Annotated in this window: 20 protein-coding genes; 2 read left to right on the forward strand and 18 right to left on the reverse strand. The window is 46.1% G+C overall.

All coding sequences use genetic code 11. The features are described from left to right. Positions 1–26 precede the first annotated feature (26 nt). From fliM to R7Z41_RS21705, 3 genes are all read right to left on the reverse strand, one after another. Positions 27–1073: a flagellar motor switch protein FliM gene (gene fliM / locus R7Z41_RS21695; RefSeq protein ID WP_005380478.1), complete on the reverse strand. Its 1047-nt coding sequence runs from the start codon at positions 1071–1073 to the stop codon at positions 27–29. 7 nt (positions 1074–1080) lie between these two features. After that, positions 1081–1584 (reverse strand): flagellar basal body-associated protein FliL, encoded by a 504-nt coding sequence (gene fliL, locus R7Z41_RS21700; protein WP_005394312.1) that lies wholly within the window; start codon positions 1582–1584, stop codon positions 1081–1083. 85 nt (positions 1585–1669) lie between these two features. Next, the gene (locus tag R7Z41_RS21705; RefSeq protein ID WP_005394313.1) at positions 1670–3523 is read right to left on the reverse strand and encodes a flagellar hook-length control protein FliK; all 1854 of its coding nucleotides are present in this window, start codon (positions 3521–3523) and stop codon (positions 1670–1672) included. Between the two features lie 97 nt (positions 3524–3620). On the opposite strand from R7Z41_RS21705, the gene R7Z41_RS21710 reads away from it, so the two are divergent. Next, on the forward strand, positions 3621–3764 hold the full coding sequence (locus R7Z41_RS21710) for a hypothetical protein (RefSeq protein ID WP_005394314.1): 144 nt from the start codon (positions 3621–3623) through the stop codon (positions 3762–3764). Between the two features lie 39 nt (positions 3765–3803). Beyond that, on the forward strand, positions 3804–4118 hold the full coding sequence (locus tag R7Z41_RS21715; RefSeq protein ID WP_005380475.1) for an NIPSNAP family protein: 315 nt from the start codon (positions 3804–3806) through the stop codon (positions 4116–4118). 40 nt (positions 4119–4158) lie between these two features. Here R7Z41_RS21715 and fliJ read toward each other — a convergent pair whose 3' ends face one another. The 15 genes from fliJ to R7Z41_RS21790 form a co-directional block, all read right to left on the reverse strand. Next, complete coding sequence (gene fliJ / locus R7Z41_RS21720; protein WP_005380474.1) at positions 4159–4602, reverse strand: flagellar export protein FliJ; 444 nt, start codon at positions 4600–4602, stop codon at positions 4159–4161. Positions 4603–4608: 6 nt separating this feature from the next. Next, on the reverse strand, positions 4609–5928 hold the full coding sequence (gene fliI / locus R7Z41_RS21725; protein WP_005394315.1) for a flagellar protein export ATPase FliI: 1320 nt from the start codon (positions 5926–5928) through the stop codon (positions 4609–4611). 3 nt (positions 5929–5931) lie between these two features. Beyond that, positions 5932–6732, reverse strand: a complete 801-nt coding sequence (gene fliH, locus R7Z41_RS21730; protein ID WP_005394317.1) for a flagellar assembly protein FliH — start codon at positions 6730–6732, stop codon at positions 5932–5934. Between the two features lie 71 nt (positions 6733–6803). After that, positions 6804–7859 carry a flagellar motor switch protein FliG gene (fliG, locus tag R7Z41_RS21735; protein ID WP_005380470.1) on the reverse strand — a complete coding sequence of 352 codons (1056 nt, stop codon included), beginning with the start codon at positions 7857–7859 and terminating at the stop codon, positions 6804–6806. Beyond that, positions 7852–9594 (reverse strand): flagellar basal-body MS-ring/collar protein FliF, encoded by a 1743-nt coding sequence (fliF, locus tag R7Z41_RS21740; protein ID WP_005380462.1) that lies wholly within the window; start codon positions 9592–9594, stop codon positions 7852–7854. The genes fliG and fliF overlap by 8 nt, the downstream gene beginning before the upstream one ends. Positions 9595–9608: 14 nt before the next feature. Continuing rightward, on the reverse strand, positions 9609–9920 hold the full coding sequence (gene fliE, locus R7Z41_RS21745; RefSeq protein ID WP_005384482.1) for a flagellar hook-basal body complex protein FliE: 312 nt from the start codon (positions 9918–9920) through the stop codon (positions 9609–9611). Between the two features lie 122 nt (positions 9921–10042). Beyond that, the gene (locus tag R7Z41_RS21750; protein ID WP_005394318.1) at positions 10043–11452 is read right to left on the reverse strand and encodes a sigma-54-dependent transcriptional regulator; all 1410 of its coding nucleotides are present in this window, start codon (positions 11450–11452) and stop codon (positions 10043–10045) included. 36 nt (positions 11453–11488) lie between these two features. After that, positions 11489–12520 carry a sensor histidine kinase gene (locus R7Z41_RS21755; protein WP_005380459.1) on the reverse strand — a complete coding sequence of 344 codons (1032 nt, stop codon included), beginning with the start codon at positions 12518–12520 and terminating at the stop codon, positions 11489–11491. A 199-nt stretch (positions 12521–12719) separates the two neighbouring features. Next, a complete protein-coding gene (locus tag R7Z41_RS21760; RefSeq protein WP_005384490.1) occupies positions 12720–14186 on the reverse strand; it encodes a sigma-54 dependent transcriptional regulator in 1467 nt (488 codons plus the stop codon). 287 nt (positions 14187–14473) lie between these two features. Next, positions 14474–14884: a flagellar export chaperone FliS gene (gene fliS / locus R7Z41_RS21765; protein ID WP_005380457.1), complete on the reverse strand. Its 411-nt coding sequence runs from the start codon at positions 14882–14884 to the stop codon at positions 14474–14476. Positions 14885–14896: 12 nt separating this feature from the next. Then, positions 14897–15202: a flagellar protein FliT gene (locus tag R7Z41_RS21770; RefSeq protein ID WP_005380456.1), complete on the reverse strand. Its 306-nt coding sequence runs from the start codon at positions 15200–15202 to the stop codon at positions 14897–14899. A gap of 3 nt (positions 15203–15205) precedes the next feature. Beyond that, positions 15206–17200 carry a flagellar filament capping protein FliD gene (gene fliD, locus R7Z41_RS21775; RefSeq protein ID WP_225478238.1) on the reverse strand — a complete coding sequence of 665 codons (1995 nt, stop codon included), beginning with the start codon at positions 17198–17200 and terminating at the stop codon, positions 15206–15208. Positions 17201–17221: 21 nt separating this feature from the next. Beyond that, positions 17222–17656 carry a flagellar protein FlaG gene (flaG, locus tag R7Z41_RS21780; RefSeq protein WP_005380451.1) on the reverse strand — a complete coding sequence of 145 codons (435 nt, stop codon included), beginning with the start codon at positions 17654–17656 and terminating at the stop codon, positions 17222–17224. A 92-nt stretch (positions 17657–17748) separates the two neighbouring features. Continuing rightward, positions 17749–18879 carry a flagellin gene (locus tag R7Z41_RS21785; protein WP_005380449.1) on the reverse strand — a complete coding sequence of 377 codons (1131 nt, stop codon included), beginning with the start codon at positions 18877–18879 and terminating at the stop codon, positions 17749–17751. A 288-nt stretch (positions 18880–19167) separates the two neighbouring features. Continuing rightward, positions 19168–19587 (reverse strand): flagellin (locus R7Z41_RS21790; protein WP_263856746.1); only part of this gene is annotated, 420 nt, incomplete at its 5' end.

The raw sequence follows: 19587 nt of genomic DNA on the forward strand, positions 1-19587 counted from the left end.
ATAGCATGTCAGTTTTATAAGGTATCTTAATGGTCTATATCGTCTTCACTCTCAAGCTCGGACATGATGTCTTTACCTAAGAAAGCTAAATCTGTTTTGACGACATGTGGGCGCTCAATTTCCTCAGAAATTTGCACCGCTAATTTATCTTCCGAACGACCCATTTTTACGCGATAGGTCGGTAGGTCTTCTACAAACATCGTCGCATGTTCTGGCATTTCAATCGGGATGATATCGCCCGGTTGCAGCTCCATGAGATCACGCAAAGAAATGTCTTTTTCGAGCAAGTTCACGCGGAAGTTAACCGGACAATCCATGATCTCTTCACGTAGTGCTGAGCTCCAGCGAACGTCCGTTTCCATCTTGTCGGACTGAACACCTGCATCCAATAGTTCACGGATAGGCTCAACCATGGAGTAAGGCATAACGACATGAAAATCGCCGCCACCGCCGTCAACTTCTATATGGAAGGAACTCACGACAATCACTTCTGTCGGGCTGACAATGTTTGCCATACTCGGGTTTACTTCAGAGTCGAGATATTCGAACTCTACCCCCATCACTGGCGACCACGCTTCTTTATAATCTTCAAATACAATTTTCAGTAACAACTGAATGATGCGGCGTTCCGTTGGGGTAAATTCACGGCCTTCTATTTTGGCGTGAAATCGACCATCACCGCCAAAGAAGTTTTCTACCAGAATAAAGACTAAACGAGCCTCCATGGTGATCAACGCAGTGCCTTTTAACGGACGAAAACGCACCATGTTCAAACTGGTTGGCACGTACAATGTGTTCTGGTATTCACCAAACTTCATCATCTGCACGCCATTGATCGACACCTCTGCCGTTTTACGCAGCATATTAAACAGACTAATACGCATGTGCCGTGCGAAGCGCTCGTTGATAAGTTCGAGCGTCGGCATTCGACCACGTACGATTCTGTCTTGCGACGAGAAATCAAAATTGACGGCACCCTCAGTGTCGTTTTCTATCGGTTCATCGACGTCATCAACATCGTCAACCCCATGCAATAGCGCATCAATTTCGTCTTGGCTTAATAGATCGGTCACGTTTTACCTATTGAATAACAAAATCTGTAAACAGTACTTTTTCAATCACTGGCTTACCGACCGCAGCATTCAGCGCTGCTTTGATATCTTCGGAAGCACGATCGCGCAATTCCACTCGTCCTGTAGGAGAGCGCAATTGATCAACCGTCGCGGAAGCAAACGTTGATAGCATAGAGCTTTCAATCAGTGGCGAATGATACCGCGCCAACTCTTCATTTTCTGCACCGCGAACCATTAACTGCGCTTTAATTTGAACCAGCCTATCGCGGCTATCCCCAGTAACGTTAAATACAAATGCCTGAGGAAGATTCACATACGCGATGGGCGCAGCATCCGATGCCTTCACTTGAGCCTGTTGAGACGATTCAGCCTGAGCAGGTTCATCAGAGCCCATTAGAAAAAATGCCGCTGCTCCGCCACCAAGTAGTAATACTACAAAAGCGATGATGATGATAAGTAACTTGCTTTTTCCTTTCGGCGCATCGGCCCCTTGTAACTGTTCTTCTGCCATTCTTGTCTCTTATTGTTCTTTTGAGTTACCAAGACGTTTTAGTGAGTTGCTTGGTAACCATATTCCATTGCCGTTAAACGGCCTTTTATGCGTAAAAACTAATTCCATCACGCTTTGAAGCGACATTCAAATCCAGATTGACATCAGATTCAAAACCCTCTTCGGACTGTCCAGAAAAACCGCCACTTTGCGCGCTTTGACCATGTTGTTCAGCAGTATATCTACCTTGCTGTTGCCCGCTGTTTTGTTGCTGGACGGAAGAATCAGCCAGCTGCATACCTTGTTGCGCTAGCATTTCTCTCAAACGAGGGAGCGTCTGTTCAATAATGTCACGAGCTTGCGGGTTGTTCACTGTAAAATGTACATTGGCAACGTCATTATTCATGGTCATACGAATTTGCATACGACCTAACTCTGGTGGATCAAGACGAATATCGAGATTTTTCAGATTCTTCGACATCATCATTTGCACTTTTTCCGCAACTTGCTCGTTGGCTAGCTCTTTAGTTAGTTGCAACGGAAGCTGAGCTTGTTGTGCAGCATCAATACGCGCTTGTTGCTGCACATTAATTCCTTGCTGGCCTGCCATAGCCTGAAGCTGTCCAGCGAAGCCATGTTGGAGGTCCGGCTTATCTTGTTTATCCGCAGTCGCCTTTAGCGCACCAGTCGCCAATGCTGCGTTCATTACTTTCTGGCTAATCTCTCCGTCTTTCACACCTTGAAGCGACGTCGGCACTTGCGCGGCTATCAACATATCGGGCGTTGGAGATAATGCGACTTTTTCTCCACTATGAGCAGTTTGTGGCTGGGGTACTTGAGCCGCTGTATGCTGGATTTGTTGAGACACTGCCATAGGTCCAGCCTGGCGAGTTAAATTATGTTGTACTTGTTGCTCTGCGAGAATCTGTTTAATGTCATTAGGGAGCGCAACAAATTGGGCAAGGTCTTGCTCAGGAATATCCGCCGTGATCCTTCCTTGTTTCAACCCTTCAATGATCTGAGCTTCTTGCTGAGTCAGTGGTTTTCCTTGCGCCAACTTAGTATCTATAACTTCAAGTTCATCCAAGGAGACTCGTGGAAGCGCGTCGATGTTGGAACCATCAACGTCTGTTAACAACGGCGACAGATCATTAGCTACTTCACCACTGACTGCGCTCTTAGCCGTCGGATGGCTGGCTTGTTTCTCTAGCTCTTGCCAAGCAGCAAACTCAGGCGAAAGTTTGTCGACATCGATAGGTTGACCATTCTTATCTAAAATTGGCTCTAAGTCTTGTCCTGGGATCATCTGTGCTTGTTCAAGCGAATGAACTGATGGCGTTTCATTCAAAGCCAGCTCATCAAGGTGTTTCGAAACGGTTGCTTGCTCGTGGAACGAATGCACTAAATTCGCGCTCTGAGGCAAAACTTTGCCACTATCGATGGATGCATTACTCGCATTCAGGGTTTGATTCGCTTGTTCAATTCGACCAAGAAGCTGTTGTCCTTCGCCCATCGTGCTTTTTACGTCCACTGTATTTGATGGGTTGCTCGTATCGATTGATGTTGATTTCACTTTTTCAATAGCTTCAACATCATTCTCCAAAGGTGTGCTGTTACTCGCCTTTTGTAAACTTGCTTCTTCACTTAAGGTTGCATTCGGTTTGTTTGCTGATATTTCATCAAAATCATGGGTCCCGTCACTGACGGATTCTTGGCTTTCTTGCGCCAACAATTCGTCCGAGACGTTAGCAGAAGAAGTACTGCCTACATCCGCTCTTTCTTTTTCTTCAACCACTGTCGATTCTGTTGCTACTTTTTCGGGCTTTTGTTTACCAGCAAATGCATCGGTTAACGTTTCTAAAAATCCCTTGCTCTCAGTGCTCTCTGCGGACGCTTTAGCGGACACATCAGAAACTGGCGTCTTGGTAGTCGCAGATACATGGGACAAATTCACACTCATTTAGAAACTCTCGTTCTCGTGGCTCTGAGCGTATCGCTGACAGACAGCAATACTGGCGGCAAACAAAGGTCAAAAAGACCCGACACTGACAGCTAAAATGCAAAAATCACACCACAATATTGAGCCAATTCTCGGTAAGCTAATAGATGGCATGTTTATGGAACAAACATCAACAGTACTATCCGAGAACCTGGTTCCTAACATGATGTACAGCTACTTGATTGACTTTGAAAAACGATAAGCGTAAACAGACATTTGACTTAACAATTAAGGAATCACTTTGAAGATCACAGAATTACGCCAATATAGAATCAGAGCAGGCAAAACAGAACAGTGGCTAAGTTGGATGAAGGAAGAACTGTTGCCCTATCAACGCTCACAAGGCATGCGTGTACTGAATACTTACGTCCACACTGGTGATGATGGACATGACTATTTTGTTTGGCTTAGAGAGTTCGACAATGAACAAGCACGCCAGGCTCTCTACGAAAAAACATACAACGAGTGGTGGGTTCGCGAGATTCGACCGAAGGTATTTGAGCTAATTGAACAAGACTCAATCAAAGTTACCTTACTTGAATCGGTAGAGATGTAGTCAACTGCAACACCGTAATGCAATATCGAACCGATAACGTTTAGAAACGATGTGGTTTTCGACTGTAAAGTAAGGTGGAAAACTCGTCCATTTGCTTTTGTTCGCGCTTAGCTTCAGCAAGTTGTTTCTCTTTTTCGCGTTTATCTATCATCCACTCATAGGATTTGCGTTCTTTACGCACGGTTAACCAATATTCTTTACAGTTTTCAACCTGCTCTTTGAAATGACTTTCTGCTTGCTTTTGCTTAGATAAAGTTTCATCTAGCTGGGTAAGGAATCGATTTAAGTGTCCATATTGACTTGCCGTTAGGCCCGCCTGACCACGGTCGACGAGTTGCTGGCAATAATCAAGCCGATACTTTTCAATTTGTTCAACCTGACGGTAATAATCTTCGAGTTCAGAACGCGCTTTGTTCAGTGCAAGCACAGCTTGGTCTTCACGATCCTTAGTTTGCTCAAGTAGAAACTCCATCGCATTATTCATGCGCTATTACCCACCCAAAATGTTTCTAAGCATATTGACGCACATATCATATGACACTGATTCTTTCATGCTCTGCTGCAAGTATTCGTCTAACTTCGGTTTCAAAGTAAATGCGCCATCAATAGCAGGATCGGTACCCGGTTTGTACGCCCCAATCGAGACCAAATCTTGATTCTTGCGACAAATAGACAAGACCTGTCGCACCGCTTTTGACATCAGAACGTGCTCTTCGGTCGTGATTTGCGGCATAACACGGCTCACCGACTTCTCGACATCAATCGCCGGATAATGGCCTGCATCCGCCATTTCACGAGAAAGTACAATATGGCCATCAAGAATAGCTCGCGATGCGTCCGCTATCGGATCTTGCAAATCATCCCCTTCGGTCAACACGGTAAAGAACGCCGTAATCGAGCCTTGCTCGGCACTTCCATTACCCGCTCGCTCAACCAGCGCTGGCAGCTTGGCAAATACAGAAGGCGGGTAACCTTTCGTCGCTGGCGGCTCACCAACAGAAAGTGCGATTTCACGCTGTGCTTGTGCAAAACGAGTCAACGAGTCCATCAATAGCAGAACATCTAACCCTTGGTCCCGGAAGTATTCAGCAATCGTTAATGCCGTTTGGCACCCCTTTAAGCGCATTAGAGGTGAAGCATCGGCAGGCGCCGCGACCACCACTGAGCGGCGACGACCGTCCTCACCCAAGATCTCTTCGATGAACTCTTTAACTTCACGTCCACGCTCACCTATCAGGCCGACGACCACAACCTGTGCGGTGGTGCCTCGCGTCATCATGCCAAGCGTGACCGATTTACCCACACCAGAACCTGCAAACAGACCGATACGCTGACCTTTACCGACCGTCAACAAACCATTGATAGCTTTTAGGCCAACATCGAGCGGTTCAGAAATTGGCTTTCGAGCCAATGGGTTGATTGGTTCGGCATTAAAAGAGGCACGGTGATCGGTATACAAAGGGCCAAGTCCATCAAGTGGATTCCCAACCCCGTCTATAACGCGCCCAAGTAACTCCATGCCGACAGGCAAACCAGCGTCACTGGTTAAAGGGGTGACTCTCGCGCCAGGTAAAATGCCCGTAATTTGTTCGCTTGGCATTAAAAATAGGTTGTCACCTGAAAAGCCGACAACCTCGGCTTCCATCTGACCTGACATGGTTTCCACTAAGCATAAACTGCCAATTGGTGCGCGACAGCCGGTCGCTTCCAACGTTAACCCAACCACACGCACCAGTTTGCCAGAGGCGACAGGGCGCGTCGTAAGGCCTTCAACTTTGTAGTTTTTTAAGCGGTCAGCGAGTGCTTGCATGGATTACTCACCCTCTTGATGACGGTTTGCGCCACAAAAGCTGTGCAATACGCTTTTGACGCGTTCTTCCATGCGATAATTAATGCTTGATTCACCTGCTTCAATCTGGACGTCACCTCGATTGAGCGATGGCTCAGCAACTAACGTCCAGTTGCGACAATTAAGGTCTTCTTCACCATAAGCTGAACGAATAATCGCGACATCTTCTGGATTCAGGTGCAAGGTAATAGGGTGGCCTGATATTGGTAGCGCTTCGACCGACTGCTTCACCGTATCTAAAATAATTTGAGGGTTGGTTTGTACTTCAACGTGCACCACTTCTTTAACTAAACAGAGCACCATATCCACCAGCTGCTTTTCAACCTGAGCATTCATCAACTCCAAAGGTTGAGCAAACTGATTGGCCAAGTTCATAAAGGTTTCAACTTGCTGCTGAATGTATTCTTGCCCTGCAGTCACCCCTTCAGCTTTTCCGAGCTCAAGACCTTCAGCATGGCCGGCTTGCAACCCTTCTTCTTTACCTTTGTCGTAACCTTGCTTAAAGCCAGCTTCCTGACCTTGATGTAAGCCTTCTTGATAAGCACCTTGCTTAATCAGTTCAATTTGTTCTTCGGTTAGCGCAAGTGGCTGCTCTTCTTCAGGCTCATCAAAATTCGGCACCCACCCCGGGTCATAGTTGAACGCGGTTTGTTTTGCTTGTTTGGCTTTAGGCTCGCCATAATCAGGCAGCCCCCAACGTTGAGGTTCGATCATCGAATCATCTTCATCAGGACGGATAAATCCACGTTTTCTATCGCCAGCCATGGGTTACCTATTGTGTGTTCGATTAAGAAGCGAGGGTGCTCCGCAATAGGATAATTGCGAAGCAATAGAAATTATAAGAATTCGTCAGCACCGCCAGACAACATGAGCTCACCAGCATCCGCCATTCGACGGGCAATTGCTAAGATTTCTTTCTGAGCGGCTTCTACATCTGCCACTCGTACTGGCGGCATCGCTTCTATGTCATCACGCATCATATCAGCAGCACGTTTAGACATGTTCTTGAAGACTTTCTCACGTAACGAGTCATCTGCACCTTTGAGTGCTTTTTGCAGCACGTCTTGTGGTACGTCACGCAGCAACTTCTGAATACCTTGGTCGTCCACCTCGACTAAGTTTTCGAAGACAAACATTAGGTCTTGGATTTGCGTCGCCATGTCTTCGTCCTGATCGCGAATTTGTTCCATCAACAAACCTTCGACGTTGTTGTCTAGGTAGTTCATGATCTCCGCTGCTGCTTTCAGGCCGCCAATTTTGGCTGCTTGTGCACCCGCTTGACCCGCGAACTGTTTCTCCATGATTTCGTTCAGCTCTGCCAATGCTGATGGCTGAACTTCTTCAAGGTTGGCAATACGCATCATCAGATCCAAACGCACGCGCTCAGGGAACTGAGACAAAATCTCTGCAGATTGGTCTGCTTCTAAATAAGACAGTACGATAGTTTGAATCTGTGGGTGTTCATTGACGATAATGCTCGCCACTTGGCGTGGGTCCATCCATTTCAAAGAATCCAAGCCTTTTGAGCCCGTACCAAGTAGGATCTGGTCAACTAAGTTGTTGGCTTTGTCTTCACCAAGAGCGGCAACCAGTGCATTACGCATAAAGTCTTCGCTGCCCATACCAATGTTGGTGTATTTCTGGATATCCTCCAAAAACGCACGATGAACAGCAGATACCTTGTCTTGGCTGAGATCCTTCGCGCGAGCCATCGCACTACCAACACGCTGAACCTGTTTTGGTTCTAGGTGACGGATAATGCCAGCTGCATCTTGTTCATTAAGGCTCAGTAGCAAAATTGCCGCTTTTTCTTCGCCAGTAATGGTTGAAACATCCAGCTCTACTGGCATTCCCGCGGCGTTGTCATCTTGAGGTACGATATCGTTAGCCATTGTCATTCATCCAGTTTTTCACTACTTGAGCAGCCAGTTCAGGTTCATTCGCAACCAGAGCGCGAACCGCTTTCAATACATCTTCATCTTTATGAAGGTTTGGCAAATCAATACTTGAGCCAAACTCGAACAGTTCGCTGCTTTCGATGTCACTGCCAATCAAGCTAGTTTCACCATCCGCACCAATCGGCAAGCCGTCTGGTCCGTACATTTCGTCTTCATCATCGCTGGTAGGGTTAAGCAATTTCTTCATTGCTGGGCGAACCAGAACCAACACAACCACAATAATCACTAATGCACTTGCGAACCAACGAACCCAATCACTGAAGTTAGGGTGCTCCCAAATTGGTGGTTCTTCTAGCTGCTCAGCCTCTGGCTCAGCAAACTTTACACTCAATACATTCAGCAAATCGCCACGGCCTTGATCAAAGCCAACGGTACCAATTAATACTTGGCGAATGGCATTGATTTCAGATTCGGACATTGGGGTATAAGTCACTTCACCCGTATCAGGGTTAACTTGACGACGGTCTTTAATCGCAACAGAAACGGTCTGACGAGCCACCGTCCCGGTCTGCTTTCGCTCGTGGCTGATGGTGGTATCTAGCTCAAAGTTACGCGTGGACTCTTTACGAACTGACCCCTGCCCCATGACAGAACCATCTTTCATTTGAGCCACATCTTGCGGAATAGAGGCATCCGCTGGAGGCTGATTACTCAACGCACCCGGAATACCCGCTACCATGTTACCGTTATTGTAATCTTCGAGTGCGTACTCACTGCGGGTCGCAGGGGTGTTTGGATCAAAACGTTTGCGAGTTTGTTCAACCGCACTGAAATCCATTTGGATATCAACCTGCGCCGTATAGTTGCCATAACCTAAAATGGGTAATAGTACGGAATCAATTTTTTCGCGCAGCGCTTGCTCTTGGCTGCGTTCTAATTCTTGTTCTTTGCGTCGCGCCGCAGAAGCAGGATCTTGGGAGCCTGAGCTGAGTAAGCGGCCATGCTGATCTGTGACGGTAATTCGAGAAGTTTTCATTCCCGGCACGGCACTCGCTACCATGTCGACAATAGAATCCACTTCTTGTTGCTTAAGGTTCGTGCCTGTCGACAATGTCAAAAATACCGACGCAGACGCTTCTTGGTTATGACGCACAAACACGCTGTGCTTTGGCAGTGCCAATAATACTCGTGCTTTGCGAACTTGCTTCATTTCTTCAATTGCTTGAGCCAATTGGCGCTCTCGACTGAGTTTGAGACGCTCTTGCTCGAGACGTTGTGAAACACCAAAACCCATGTCTTGCAGCAAAATATCATCGCCTGCTTCTGTAGCTTGGTTAACGCCGGAACGAACCATGCCAAGTTTGATCGAGTTGTACTCACTCGATTCAACAGAAACAGTATTGCCATCAAGCTTATAATTGATTTTCTGCTGGTCCAGATAATCCAGAACGGGGATCAATTCTTCGGTCTCATACGCACCAAGTGGGCGCATCTCCGGTTCTTTGACCCAAAAGAACAGCATCACGATCAATGCAACACAGATGGAGATCGACAGCACAAGCACAACCTGACGAAGTAAATCGAGGTCGCCCACTGCCATATCGAATTTTGACGCACTGCGCTCCTCTAGATCTGGATTTTGACTCTCCACATCCACATCGGAACTTGCTACCAGTGCACCATCTGAGCCGCCTTCAGTGACGGTTAAATCTGTAGACTTGTCTGCCACACTTATTACCTAAATTACACTGGCATGTTCATGAGGTCTTTATATGCCTCAACGAGTTTATTGCGAATTTGAACCGTCGCATCAAAAGCGACACTAGACTTGTTACGAGCGATCATAACGTCAGAAAGGGATACATCGGCATCACCACGATCAAAACGGGTTTGTAAATCACCAGATGCTTTTTGAAGTGTGTTCACGTTATTGATGGCTTTAGTTAGGAGATCGTTAAAATCCGCTCCAACTTTCGCCCCACTTGCAGTAGGAGCCGTATTGGTTGCTTCTACCATCATGGCGCGCATTTCTGCCTGAATACCATCAATTTTCATTAGCACCTCTAAGCCAAAAGATTGACTATTAACAAAACTGATTATTGACACAGCAATTAACGTGCCATAAGACATTAGCAATCAATTTACTTACACTTTTTGTCTTATGGCCGTTGTCTGTGTTAATTCGGGATATCTATACCAGCATCACGCATTTTGGCAAGCTTATAGCGCAAGGTTCGAGGGCTTATACCCAGTTTCTCCGCCATTTCTTTGCGTCGACCATTACACTCAACCAAAGTCTCCAAAATAATGGCGTATTCTTGATCGCGCAGCTCGCTGCCTAAGCCTTCTCCACCAGTTACTGGGCGGCTGACACTCTCAGCTTGAGCAACTGGCTTAACATTGGGCACGACCATATCTGCATTTTGCACCACGTGTTGCAAGCTATTGGCATCTTGCCAATCTACGCCCTCGAGCAAAATGTGCTCTGCATCGATGTCGCCATTTTCACTTAATATCAGCGCTCGTTGAACCACGTTATCCAATTCACGAACATTACCCGGCCAAGGGTATTGCAATAGTTTTTCTAACGCAACGGTCGAGAATTGAGGCACTGGCATGCCCATTTTGCTGCAATGACGCTCAGCAAGATGCTTGGCAAGCGGTGCAATATCGCCTTTACGTTCTTTAAGCGCAGGCCACGCAATTGGGAATACATTCAGGCGGTAATATAAGTCCTCTCTGAAGTTTCCTTCTGACACGTATTGCTTAAGATCACGGTTACTCGTCGCTAACACACGAACATCTAACTTGATGCTTTTGCGACTGCCTAGGCGCTCTACTTCTCGCTCTTGCAAAACACGCAACAACTTCGCTTGCAGGTTCAGGTCCATTTCGCTGATTTCATCAAGCAAGATTGTGCCACCTTGCGCTTGTTCAAACTTTCCTGGGCATGCCTGAACAGCACCAGTAAATGCGCCCTTTTCATAGCCAAACAGTGTTGCTTCGAGCATATTGTCAGGAATCGCGGCACAGTTAATTGCGACAAAAGGACCATTTTTACGATTTGACGCGTTGTGAATATAGCGCGACATCACTTCTTTACCTGAGCCACTAGGACCTAGCACCATAACATTCGCATCTGTACGTGCCACTTTATCGGCCAACGCGAGTAAACGCAGACTTTTCTCATCAGCAACGATAGCATCACCGTTGTCATCACTTTTTATCGGTGCATAACGACTGACCATATTTAGCAACACTTCTGGTGCAAATGGTTTCGCCATGTAGTCAATTGCGCCATCTTTCATTGCAGACACGGCATCTTCAATGTTGGCGTACGCCGTCATTAGCAATACTGGTAAGTTAGGCCAATTCTGCTTGATGCTTTTGAGCAGAGCTAAGCCACCCATACCCGCCATTTGCACATCAGAAACGACGATATCAACCGTATTCGATTTCAGCTTTAACAGTGCATCTTCAGCACAGTCCGCTTCCAACCACTCATACCCTGCCAGAGCCAGAGTATCGACTAGGGCTTCACGAAGACCTTCATCGTCTTCTACGATCAGCACTTTGCTTTGCGCCATTATGATTCTCCAGAAATTGTTATTACCAAAAGCCGCTTATTGCGCTTCTGTTTGCACTCGCTCTAGCGGAATGCACATGGTGAAGCAGGCTCCATCACCCTGCTCTGAAATAAGTTCCAATCGACCGTCATGGGCACGGCAAACCATTTGAACAACTGCCAACCCTAATCCAGTTCCTTGAGAACGTGTGGTAAAAAATGGCTCCATGATTTTGGCTTGCAGTTCTTCGGGCACACCCGGTCCGCTGTCTTGCACAGAAATGCGTAACTCACCATTTACCGGGCGGAAAAAAATATCGACTTGCGATTCTTTACCAGACATTTGAATCGCATTCATGACCAGATTACTTAATGCGGATGCAATGGCGTTCGCATTGCCTAGTAGCTCAGTTTGTTCTTCTTCCACTTCTAGGCAGTAATCAATACTGTTGTTTTTTAGCGCGGTTTCGACCATCGGCTGATATTCCGCTACCAACTGGGCAATCGTGAATGGCTTAATGACTTTATTATCACCACCTTTAGCAAAAAGCAGCATATCATTAACCTGCTTTTCCAAATCGTGCAGTCGATCCATTAATTTGGTTTGGAAGCGATCTTTTGTCGCTGGAGGAAGATTTGGCGCTCCCAAATTGGATGCATATAACATAGCGCTCGACAGCGGCGTTCTTACTTGGTGAGCAAGCGACGCAACCATACGTCCTAACGACGATAAGCGCTGTAAATCACTGACACGAGCTTGAAGTAAACGGGTTTCGGTTAAATCGGTAATCAGGATCAATTGACCTGTTGTAGACGCCGAGATGGCGAGTCGAACTTTACGGCCATTCCGCAGGGAAACTTCATGGCCATCATCTTCACGTGGGTCAAACACCGCCTGGATAACGTTGAACCATTTTTCGTTAACCAGTGGAATCTCAAGAATTCGGTGCGCTTCTGGATTTGCTTCACGCACTACTCCGTACGTATCGAGCAAAATCACTCCAGCAGGCATCACATCGAGCACCTGTTTGTAGCGCTCAACCTGATTCTCTACGGAATCTAAATGGGATTGATTGGTGTTGTTATCCATTACTGCCTGTCGAAATATCGCCGCTAAAACTAAAATAGCTTGGTAAGCAATTAGCGTACCAAGCTATTTTTTATATTTATCAGGACGTTAAGCTATCGACAATAAGTTGACACTCAGAGATAACAGTTTTGGATGCCAGAAAAACGATGTTAACTAGCACAAGTGATAATTCAGATATCGTCTTAAAACTTCACTTTACCTAGCGCTGTAAGTTGTACTTACGCATTTTTTCCACCAGCGTAGTACGTCGCATACCCAGCATGTCGGCCGCTCTCGCTACAACGCCACCCTGCGCTTCTAATGCTTGGCTGATCATATTAACTTCTAAATCAGCCAGCAGCTCTTTCAAATTAACCCCTTCCGGTGGCAGCGCTTGCGGGGCGTTCATGCTGTGATCAAGGTCGTCTTGATCTTCAAAGCTAAAATCTTCAGAGAAGATATCTTGGAATACATCACGCTCTTGCTCTTCCACCGAAACAAATGGATTGCTCTCTGGTTGGAACTCTGGGATGTCACTGTAGCGATATTTGGTTGGTAGATGGTTTACATCCACCAAGCTATTTGGATACAGAATAATCATTCGCTCAACAAGATTAGCCAACTCGCGTACGTTGCCCGGCCAGTTATGCTCCATCAGTGAGTTGATTGCACGAGGTGTAAAGCAGATAGGTTGTCCGCCTTCCGCCTCTAAACGTGTCATCAGTTCTTGCAGCAGCAATGGTATATCTTGTTTGCGCTCTTTCAGCGCTGGCATCTCAATTGGAAACACGTTCAGACGATAGAACAAGTCTTCTCGGAACGTGCCTTCTTCAATCATATTTTCTAGATTACGGTGTGTCGCCGCCACAACTCGAACATTTACCTTGATGGTACTATTGCCACCTACACGTTCAAAGCAGCGTTCTTGCAATACACGAAGCAACTTTACTTGCATCGACATTGGCATATCGCCAATCTCATCAAGAAAGATAGTGCCACCATCTGCGAGCTCAAATCGACCTTTACGGGCAGTTAACGCACCAGTAAACGCGCCTTTTTCGTGACCAAATAATTCGCTTTCTAGGAGCTCAGGCGGTATTGCACCACAGTTAATAGGTACAAAAGCGCCATCGCGGTATGAAGAATGATAGTGGATGTTACGCGCAACAACTTCTTTACCCGTACCGGACTCACCTAAGATCAACACGTTTGCTTCCGTGTTTGATACTTGCTCGATCAGGTGTCGAACTTCTTGAATACCTCTACTTTGACCAACTAAGCTGCGAAAAAGCGTGTTTTTGCGTGCACTAGCAACAACATTCACTCCTTTTCGCCCCAGAAAATCTTTGCAGTGGCGTAACGCTTCACTAAGCTGTGGGTAATTAAGCGGCAGCTCTAGTTCACCAACAAAATTTGGAAGATCATCAACAGGCAAAGGAAAACGGCCCATGACTAGAAGAGGGATGTGGTAAGCGCTGTTTAAATGAGAGATAACCGTACTCGCCGCTTGACCTGCTGGAATATTACCAACAATACAGCACGACCATACGCTAGACCAATCAACATCGCTGAGCTGATCAGAACTGACCGCTTCGCAATTTTCTCCAACAAATTCCAATATATTGCTTAAATTTAAACGACTTGATGCGTCATCATCAATTACAAGCAGCTTTGCCAAACCATGCATAAGTAAGAATGATTGCCTTTATTTTAGGTGCGTTGCGGCCAAACCTTGATTTGCGCAATTGGGTGCTAAAGAAGGCAGAACCACCACACTCAATTTACGATAGACAAAATAGGAAAATCAGCAACAAAAAAGCCATTAGGGCTACTAATGGCTTCTATTTTATTTGAATATAAAAATAAGGCAACCAAGCAATGGAGAGGTGTGAGCTTGATAGAAACTTTGCTACACAACTCGTTGCGCAATTGACAAATATATTCGTCTAGTATCTTAACGCATTGTTTTGACTATTAAATACCAACTTCAGCAGCGGTAAGATTATGAAACTCTGTTGGGATTTGGTCCCAAGCGGACTTGATCTCACGGATAATGTCAATAACGTCGTCGATCAGCTGAGGCTCATTTTGATGGTTAGCAGCAGAAATTTGCGTGATCATAAACTCATACAGTGAATCTAAGTTTGAAGCAATATCACCACCGTCATCCATAGATAGACAGCTGCGTAGCGCGATAATGATGTCTAACGCTTTACCCAAGCGCTCACCTTTTGCTGGAATATTGCCTGCTTGCATGGCTGCTTTACCTTGAATAAGGCGCTCAATCGCACCAGCCATAAGCATTTGAATGACTTTGTGCGGAGAAGCCGCGCTAAGCTGGCTGTCGACTGATACCTTTTTGTATGCTTGCAAAGAACCGCGCATAGTAATCCTCTTTTAAATAAATTTTTTGTACTGCTGAAGTGAACGCTGGCCATAACGAAACTTATGGAGCTCTTTTCCGACCTTTGACGTTTCCGATTGCATCAGCTCGACAATTCTTTTGGTACGAGTTAGCAATGCTTGCCACTCTGCATCCTGCTTAACCAAAGGATTTTGATGAATAATTGGTAACAGGTTTTGCAATAACCGTTCCCTGATATCGACCAAGCGAAGAATTTCTTCAGCATTAAAATCAATTTTTTCTAATTCTTGCGTAATTAGTTGATCTATATCACTAATTTCCATGAGTTCTTTTTGCATTTATTAACCCAACGCACTCATCAAAGCGCCCAACTGGCCTTGCATTTTACCGGTCGCATCTTGCATCGCGGTAAACTTCGCATGAGTACGCTTCTCTAGGCTTTCCATGCGGCGATCTAATGCCGCTTGATCGTCACTCAAACGGTAGTTTTGTTCTGTGAGACTTTTTTCTCGAGTACGAATACTGCCTGTAATACCTGTGATACCGTGAATCGCATCTTCGACTCGTTTAGCAAAACCTGTGTTGCCACCGAAGAACTTTTCTAACTCGTTGAAGTTATTGTTCAACTGGCGGTCTAGCATGTCATAGTTGATTTCTAGGGTGCCTTGACGTGTGGTCGTAATGCCAAATTCTGTTAAGGACTTTAGGTTTTCAGGTGCTTTATCGATTCGAGTAGAAAAGACCGATTTTAATCGTGAATCTGCACTGCGTACGGTGCTGTCACCTGACAACGGCCCTTTTTGACCCGTTACCGGATCCACACTCGCTAACGCTTGGGAGGTTTGATAAAACGAGTTATACGCTGCCACAAAGTTTTCGATATCGTTGCGTACACTTTGACGGTCGTACTCGACACCAATTTCAGCAGGCGGTTTATTCGGTTCTGATTTGCCTTTTAGTGTTAAATCAACACCTTCGATCGCATCTTCAATCACATTGTTGTGGCTAGATAGCTTTGCCACTCCATCAAGCAGTACTTCTGAATCTTGCCCTGCTTGTACTTCTGTCATCCCAAGGTATTGTTCAAAAGCAGATTGTGCCTTTGCGATTTTCGCTTCTGCTTCATCAATTTTTTCCAGACGCTCACGTTCTTGAGGATCAAGTTTAGCGCGATGAATTTGCTTAGCTTGCGCTTCGGAAAGTTCACCACGTGCCACTTTTTCGTCTAACGCTTGCTTTTCACTCGCAATTTTTTGCTCGATTTCCGCTTTTTCTTGCTCAAGAAGCTGCTTAGCCTCTTTCGTCGTAACGTAAGAATCGGTTAGGGTGCCCGATGCGGCATTATTCCAGCCTGGAACATCTGGTGCCTTCTCTATTGCCTTTTCGTCGAGTTCGAGCTCTGGTTCTTCATAAGAGTCCAACAAAGTACCTGACGCAGTTTCTGTCCACCCTGGAATTCTGTCTTCAGGGCGTAAACTCGCGCGTCGGTTGGCTTCATCAATGGCTTCTTGACCAGCTTTTGCTGCTTCCGCACCCGCCGCAGAGATTAGCGCTTGCGATGCATCATCTTGTACATCGTCTGCCGCTTTTTGCTCTTCTGGAGGTAGAGGATTGCCGTTTGCATCCAGCTCTTCTGCTGGTTGTTCCGGAAATTTAAGAGGACCTAAGACATCTTCCGCCGCTGAACGAGCTTCTTCAAGCGCGTTGACGCGGTCTTCAAATGTTTGGTATTCGAAATATTTAAGAGGGTTGCCTTTTTCTGCCTCCACACTGACTCTGATTTGATGATCCTTACCAGAGAGGTTAGAAGCAAGGATAAGGCGTGGACCTTCGACGTCGTTAATAAGAGATGCACGAACGCCAGGGTTATCTTTAGCGCCATTGATGCCACGTACGACATCGATGAGCTTAGATCGGGAACGAACATCGATATTAAAACGCTCATCACCAAGCGAAATCTGCAGCTTACCAGGGCCAAATTTTGCGTCTTCTGGCAATACGTCAGAAGCGACTTTATGGCTCTGAGCAAGCTGCAACACATCGATAGCATATTTGCCAGCGATAGCATCTGTGGTTGCCGTGGCAGATACGATATTGTCATCGGTCGTTTCGACAGTGCGAACGGCAAATGCTTTCTCCTGACGAAAGTTCGCCATGAGATTTTTCATCGTATCCAATGATTCTCTGAGTCGCCCGTAAGCACTGATACTGGCATTAATTGTCGTGCGTTCGTTGTCGATGCGTTGCTGCTTTGGTACGCGTTCGGCATCCACAATTTTGCTGACCATGGAATTAATATCCATGCCGCCAGACATCCCCAAAGGGCCTAAACTCATCAAATCACCTCTAAAAACGACTTACACTTTTTCAGTCAACAACCCGCTGTTGGCTGTGTGCTCAGCTAGGCGACGCAATACCACTAGCATTTCTTCATCAGGAATTTGACGAATCACGTCACCGGTATTGGCTTCATAAATCGTCACCACATCTCGTCCGGATTCTTCATCCACTCGAAATGCGACTCCTTTGTTTATGGACGTGACAAATTCATTCATTTGCGCGACCAATTTTTCACGTTCTTCTTTGTTCAGTTCTTGACGGCTTTCAGCCATCTCGAGCGCAGCTTGAACAGAGAAGTCGTATTCGGTGTTTTTCGCTTTTTGCGGCGAAATCTCACCATTTGAATTTGCTGGGCTAGACGTGCCTATATCATTGCCATTTTTATTTGCAAACTTTGTGCCATTTGGCGTGCCGTAAGGCTGGATGTTCGATGCGTAGGAGGATATATCCATTACAATCTCCCTTCCACCTTATGGGCTAACGATAGAATCTATCGCTTTGGTGCCCCAGCACTAAGGTGTTGACCTCAGGCTGGGTTTACCACTTAGCCCAACAAGCTTAGCGCTGCAGATGGAGACTGCTTCGCTTGAGCCAGGATTGAAGTACTTGCTTGCTGAAGAATTTGCGACTTAGTCATCGCAGTGGTTTCCTTCGCGTAATCAGTATCTTTAATACGGCTTTTAGACGCGTTAACGTTCTCGTTAATGTTGTCTAGGTTGCTGATTGCGTGGTTGAAGCGGTTTTGGAAAGCACCGAGTGAAGCTCGTTGGCTGTCTACGGACTTAAGAGCACCGTCGATAACCGCTACTGCTTCTTGAGAGCCAGCTACTGTGGTTACGTCGATGTCTTTCACTGTTACGTCTTTCGGGCCACCAAAGCCGATCTCGTCTGCTAGGTTGCCAGAAAACTCAACATCACCTTCAACTTTTTGAGAAGAAGCAAATACTTGTAGTTTGCCATCTTCGCCAACAGAGGCTTTTACATCATCGTTTTGACCGTTGATGTATGTCGCTAGCTGCTCAATATCATCGCCTTGCTTAGCGCTGATTGATAGCTCTTTCTCTTCACCCTGCTTGTTGGTGTAGCTCATTTTGAACTCTGTTTTCTCACCAACAGTCCAAGATGCGTCTTTACCCTCTTCTGCTGCGTAGCTCTTACCACCCATTGCTGAAGTGTCTGAGCGTAGGTTACCCATAGAAAGCATCACGGCTTCACCTGAGTCCGCACCGATTTGGAAAGATTGAGTACCGTAAGTACCGTTTAGAAGCTTGTTACCACCGAAAGAGGTAGTTTCAGCAATACGGTTTAGCTCGTCGTTTAGCGCTGTTACTTCTTCTTGGATCGCTACACGTTCTGCTTTTGAGTTAGAGCCGTTCGCCGATTGAAGCGAAAGATCACGCATACGTTGTAGGATGTTGGTAGATTCATTCATTGCACCTTCAGCAACCTGTGCAATAGAAATACCGTCGTTTGCGTTTTTCACTGCCATATCTAGGCCACGGCTTTGTGCATTCAAACGGTTTGAAATCTGTAGACCTGCAGCATCGTCTTTCGCGCTATTGATTTTATAACCCGAAGACAAACGCTCCATAGATTTTTGTTGACCGTCAGCTGCCTGGTTTAGGTAACGCTGTGCAGTCATCGCAGAAACGTTAGTATTAACGTTAATCGCCATAATTGATCTCCTTAAGGCTTTAGTGAATGTACCGTCGTGTCTCTCACCTCACTTAGGTACATCTCATTTCTCTCAGTCCCTTTAACGGCGACCGATGAATATCCTTTAGAAGAAATTTTCAATTTTTTGCGATTATTTTCTTTGGCTTACTGAAATGTGATGAAGCTCTAATGTCGTGATTCGCAGAAATCCTGGGGCCCCAAAAGACAGAAAAAAACCCAGCCGAAGCTGGGTTTACTCGCTCATCTCTCACCACGAGCCAATAAGGTTCTCGTCTTAGGTTTGAAATTAACCTAGCAGACTTAGCGCTGAGTTTGGCGCTTGTTTCGCTTGCGCAAGGATTGAGCTTGACGCTTGCGATAGAATTTGTGACTTGGTCATTGCCGTCGTTTCTTTCGCGAAGTCAGTATCTTTGATACGGCTCTTCGACGCATTCACGTTCTCGTTAATGTTGTCCAAATTGCTGATTGCGTGGTTGAAACGGTTCTGGAATGCACCCAGCTCTGCGCGGTGGCTGTCTACGTATTTCAGTGCTGCATCGATGATAGCAACAGATTCTTGTGCGCCACCAACTGAGGTTACGTCGATAGTATCTACCGTTACTTTTTTACCTTCGCCCAAACCTAGCTCACCAGATAGGCCGCCTGAAAACTCGACTTCGCCTTCGACTTTGTTGTTGCCAGCAAAGATTTGCAGTTTACCGTCTTG

Origin of the sequence: Vibrio sp. 1457 (assembly GCF_033340195.1) — a bacterium.
In the GTDB taxonomy this organism is placed as follows: Bacteria; Pseudomonadota; Gammaproteobacteria; order Enterobacterales; family Vibrionaceae; genus Vibrio; species Vibrio alginolyticus.

Excerpts from the sequence above, each read along its gene's own strand:
- fliL (WP_005394312.1), bottom strand. The coding sequence starts at position 1,584 with ATGGCAGAAGAACAGTTACAAGGGGCCGATGCGCCGAAAGGAAAAAGC.
- R7Z41_RS21705 (WP_005394313.1), bottom strand. The coding sequence starts at position 3,523 with ATGAGTGTGAATTTGTCCCATGTATCTGCGACTACCAAGACGCCAGTT.
- R7Z41_RS21710 (WP_005394314.1), top strand. The coding sequence starts at position 3,621 with ATGCAAAAATCACACCACAATATTGAGCCAATTCTCGGTAAGCTAATA.
- fliJ (WP_005380474.1), bottom strand. The coding sequence starts at position 4,602 with ATGAATAATGCGATGGAGTTTCTACTTGAGCAAACTAAGGATCGTGAA.
- fliI (WP_005394315.1), bottom strand. The coding sequence starts at position 5,928 with ATGCAAGCACTCGCTGACCGCTTAAAAAACTACAAAGTTGAAGGCCTT.
- fliH (WP_005394317.1), bottom strand. The coding sequence starts at position 6,732 with ATGGCTGGCGATAGAAAACGTGGATTTATCCGTCCTGATGAAGATGAT.
- fliG (WP_005380470.1), bottom strand. The coding sequence starts at position 7,859 with ATGGCTAACGATATCGTACCTCAAGATGACAACGCCGCGGGAATGCCA.
- fliE (WP_005384482.1), bottom strand. The coding sequence starts at position 9,920 with ATGAAAATTGATGGTATTCAGGCAGAAATGCGCGCCATGATGGTAGAA.
- R7Z41_RS21750 (WP_005394318.1), bottom strand. The coding sequence starts at position 11,452 with ATGGCGCAAAGCAAAGTGCTGATCGTAGAAGACGATGAAGGTCTTCGT.
- R7Z41_RS21755 (WP_005380459.1), bottom strand. The coding sequence starts at position 12,520 with ATGGATAACAACACCAATCAATCCCATTTAGATTCCGTAGAGAATCAG.
- R7Z41_RS21760 (WP_005384490.1), bottom strand. The coding sequence starts at position 14,186 with ATGCATGGTTTGGCAAAGCTGCTTGTAATTGATGATGACGCATCAAGT.
- fliS (WP_005380457.1), bottom strand. The coding sequence starts at position 14,884 with ATGCGCGGTTCTTTGCAAGCATACAAAAAGGTATCAGTCGACAGCCAG.
- R7Z41_RS21770 (WP_005380456.1), bottom strand. The coding sequence starts at position 15,202 with ATGCAAAAAGAACTCATGGAAATTAGTGATATAGATCAACTAATTACG.
- fliD (WP_225478238.1), bottom strand. The coding sequence starts at position 17,200 with ATGAGTTTAGGCCCTTTGGGGATGTCTGGCGGCATGGATATTAATTCC.
- flaG (WP_005380451.1), bottom strand. The coding sequence starts at position 17,656 with ATGGATATATCCTCCTACGCATCGAACATCCAGCCTTACGGCACGCCA.
- R7Z41_RS21785 (WP_005380449.1), bottom strand. The coding sequence starts at position 18,879 with ATGGCGATTAACGTTAATACTAACGTTTCTGCGATGACTGCACAGCGT.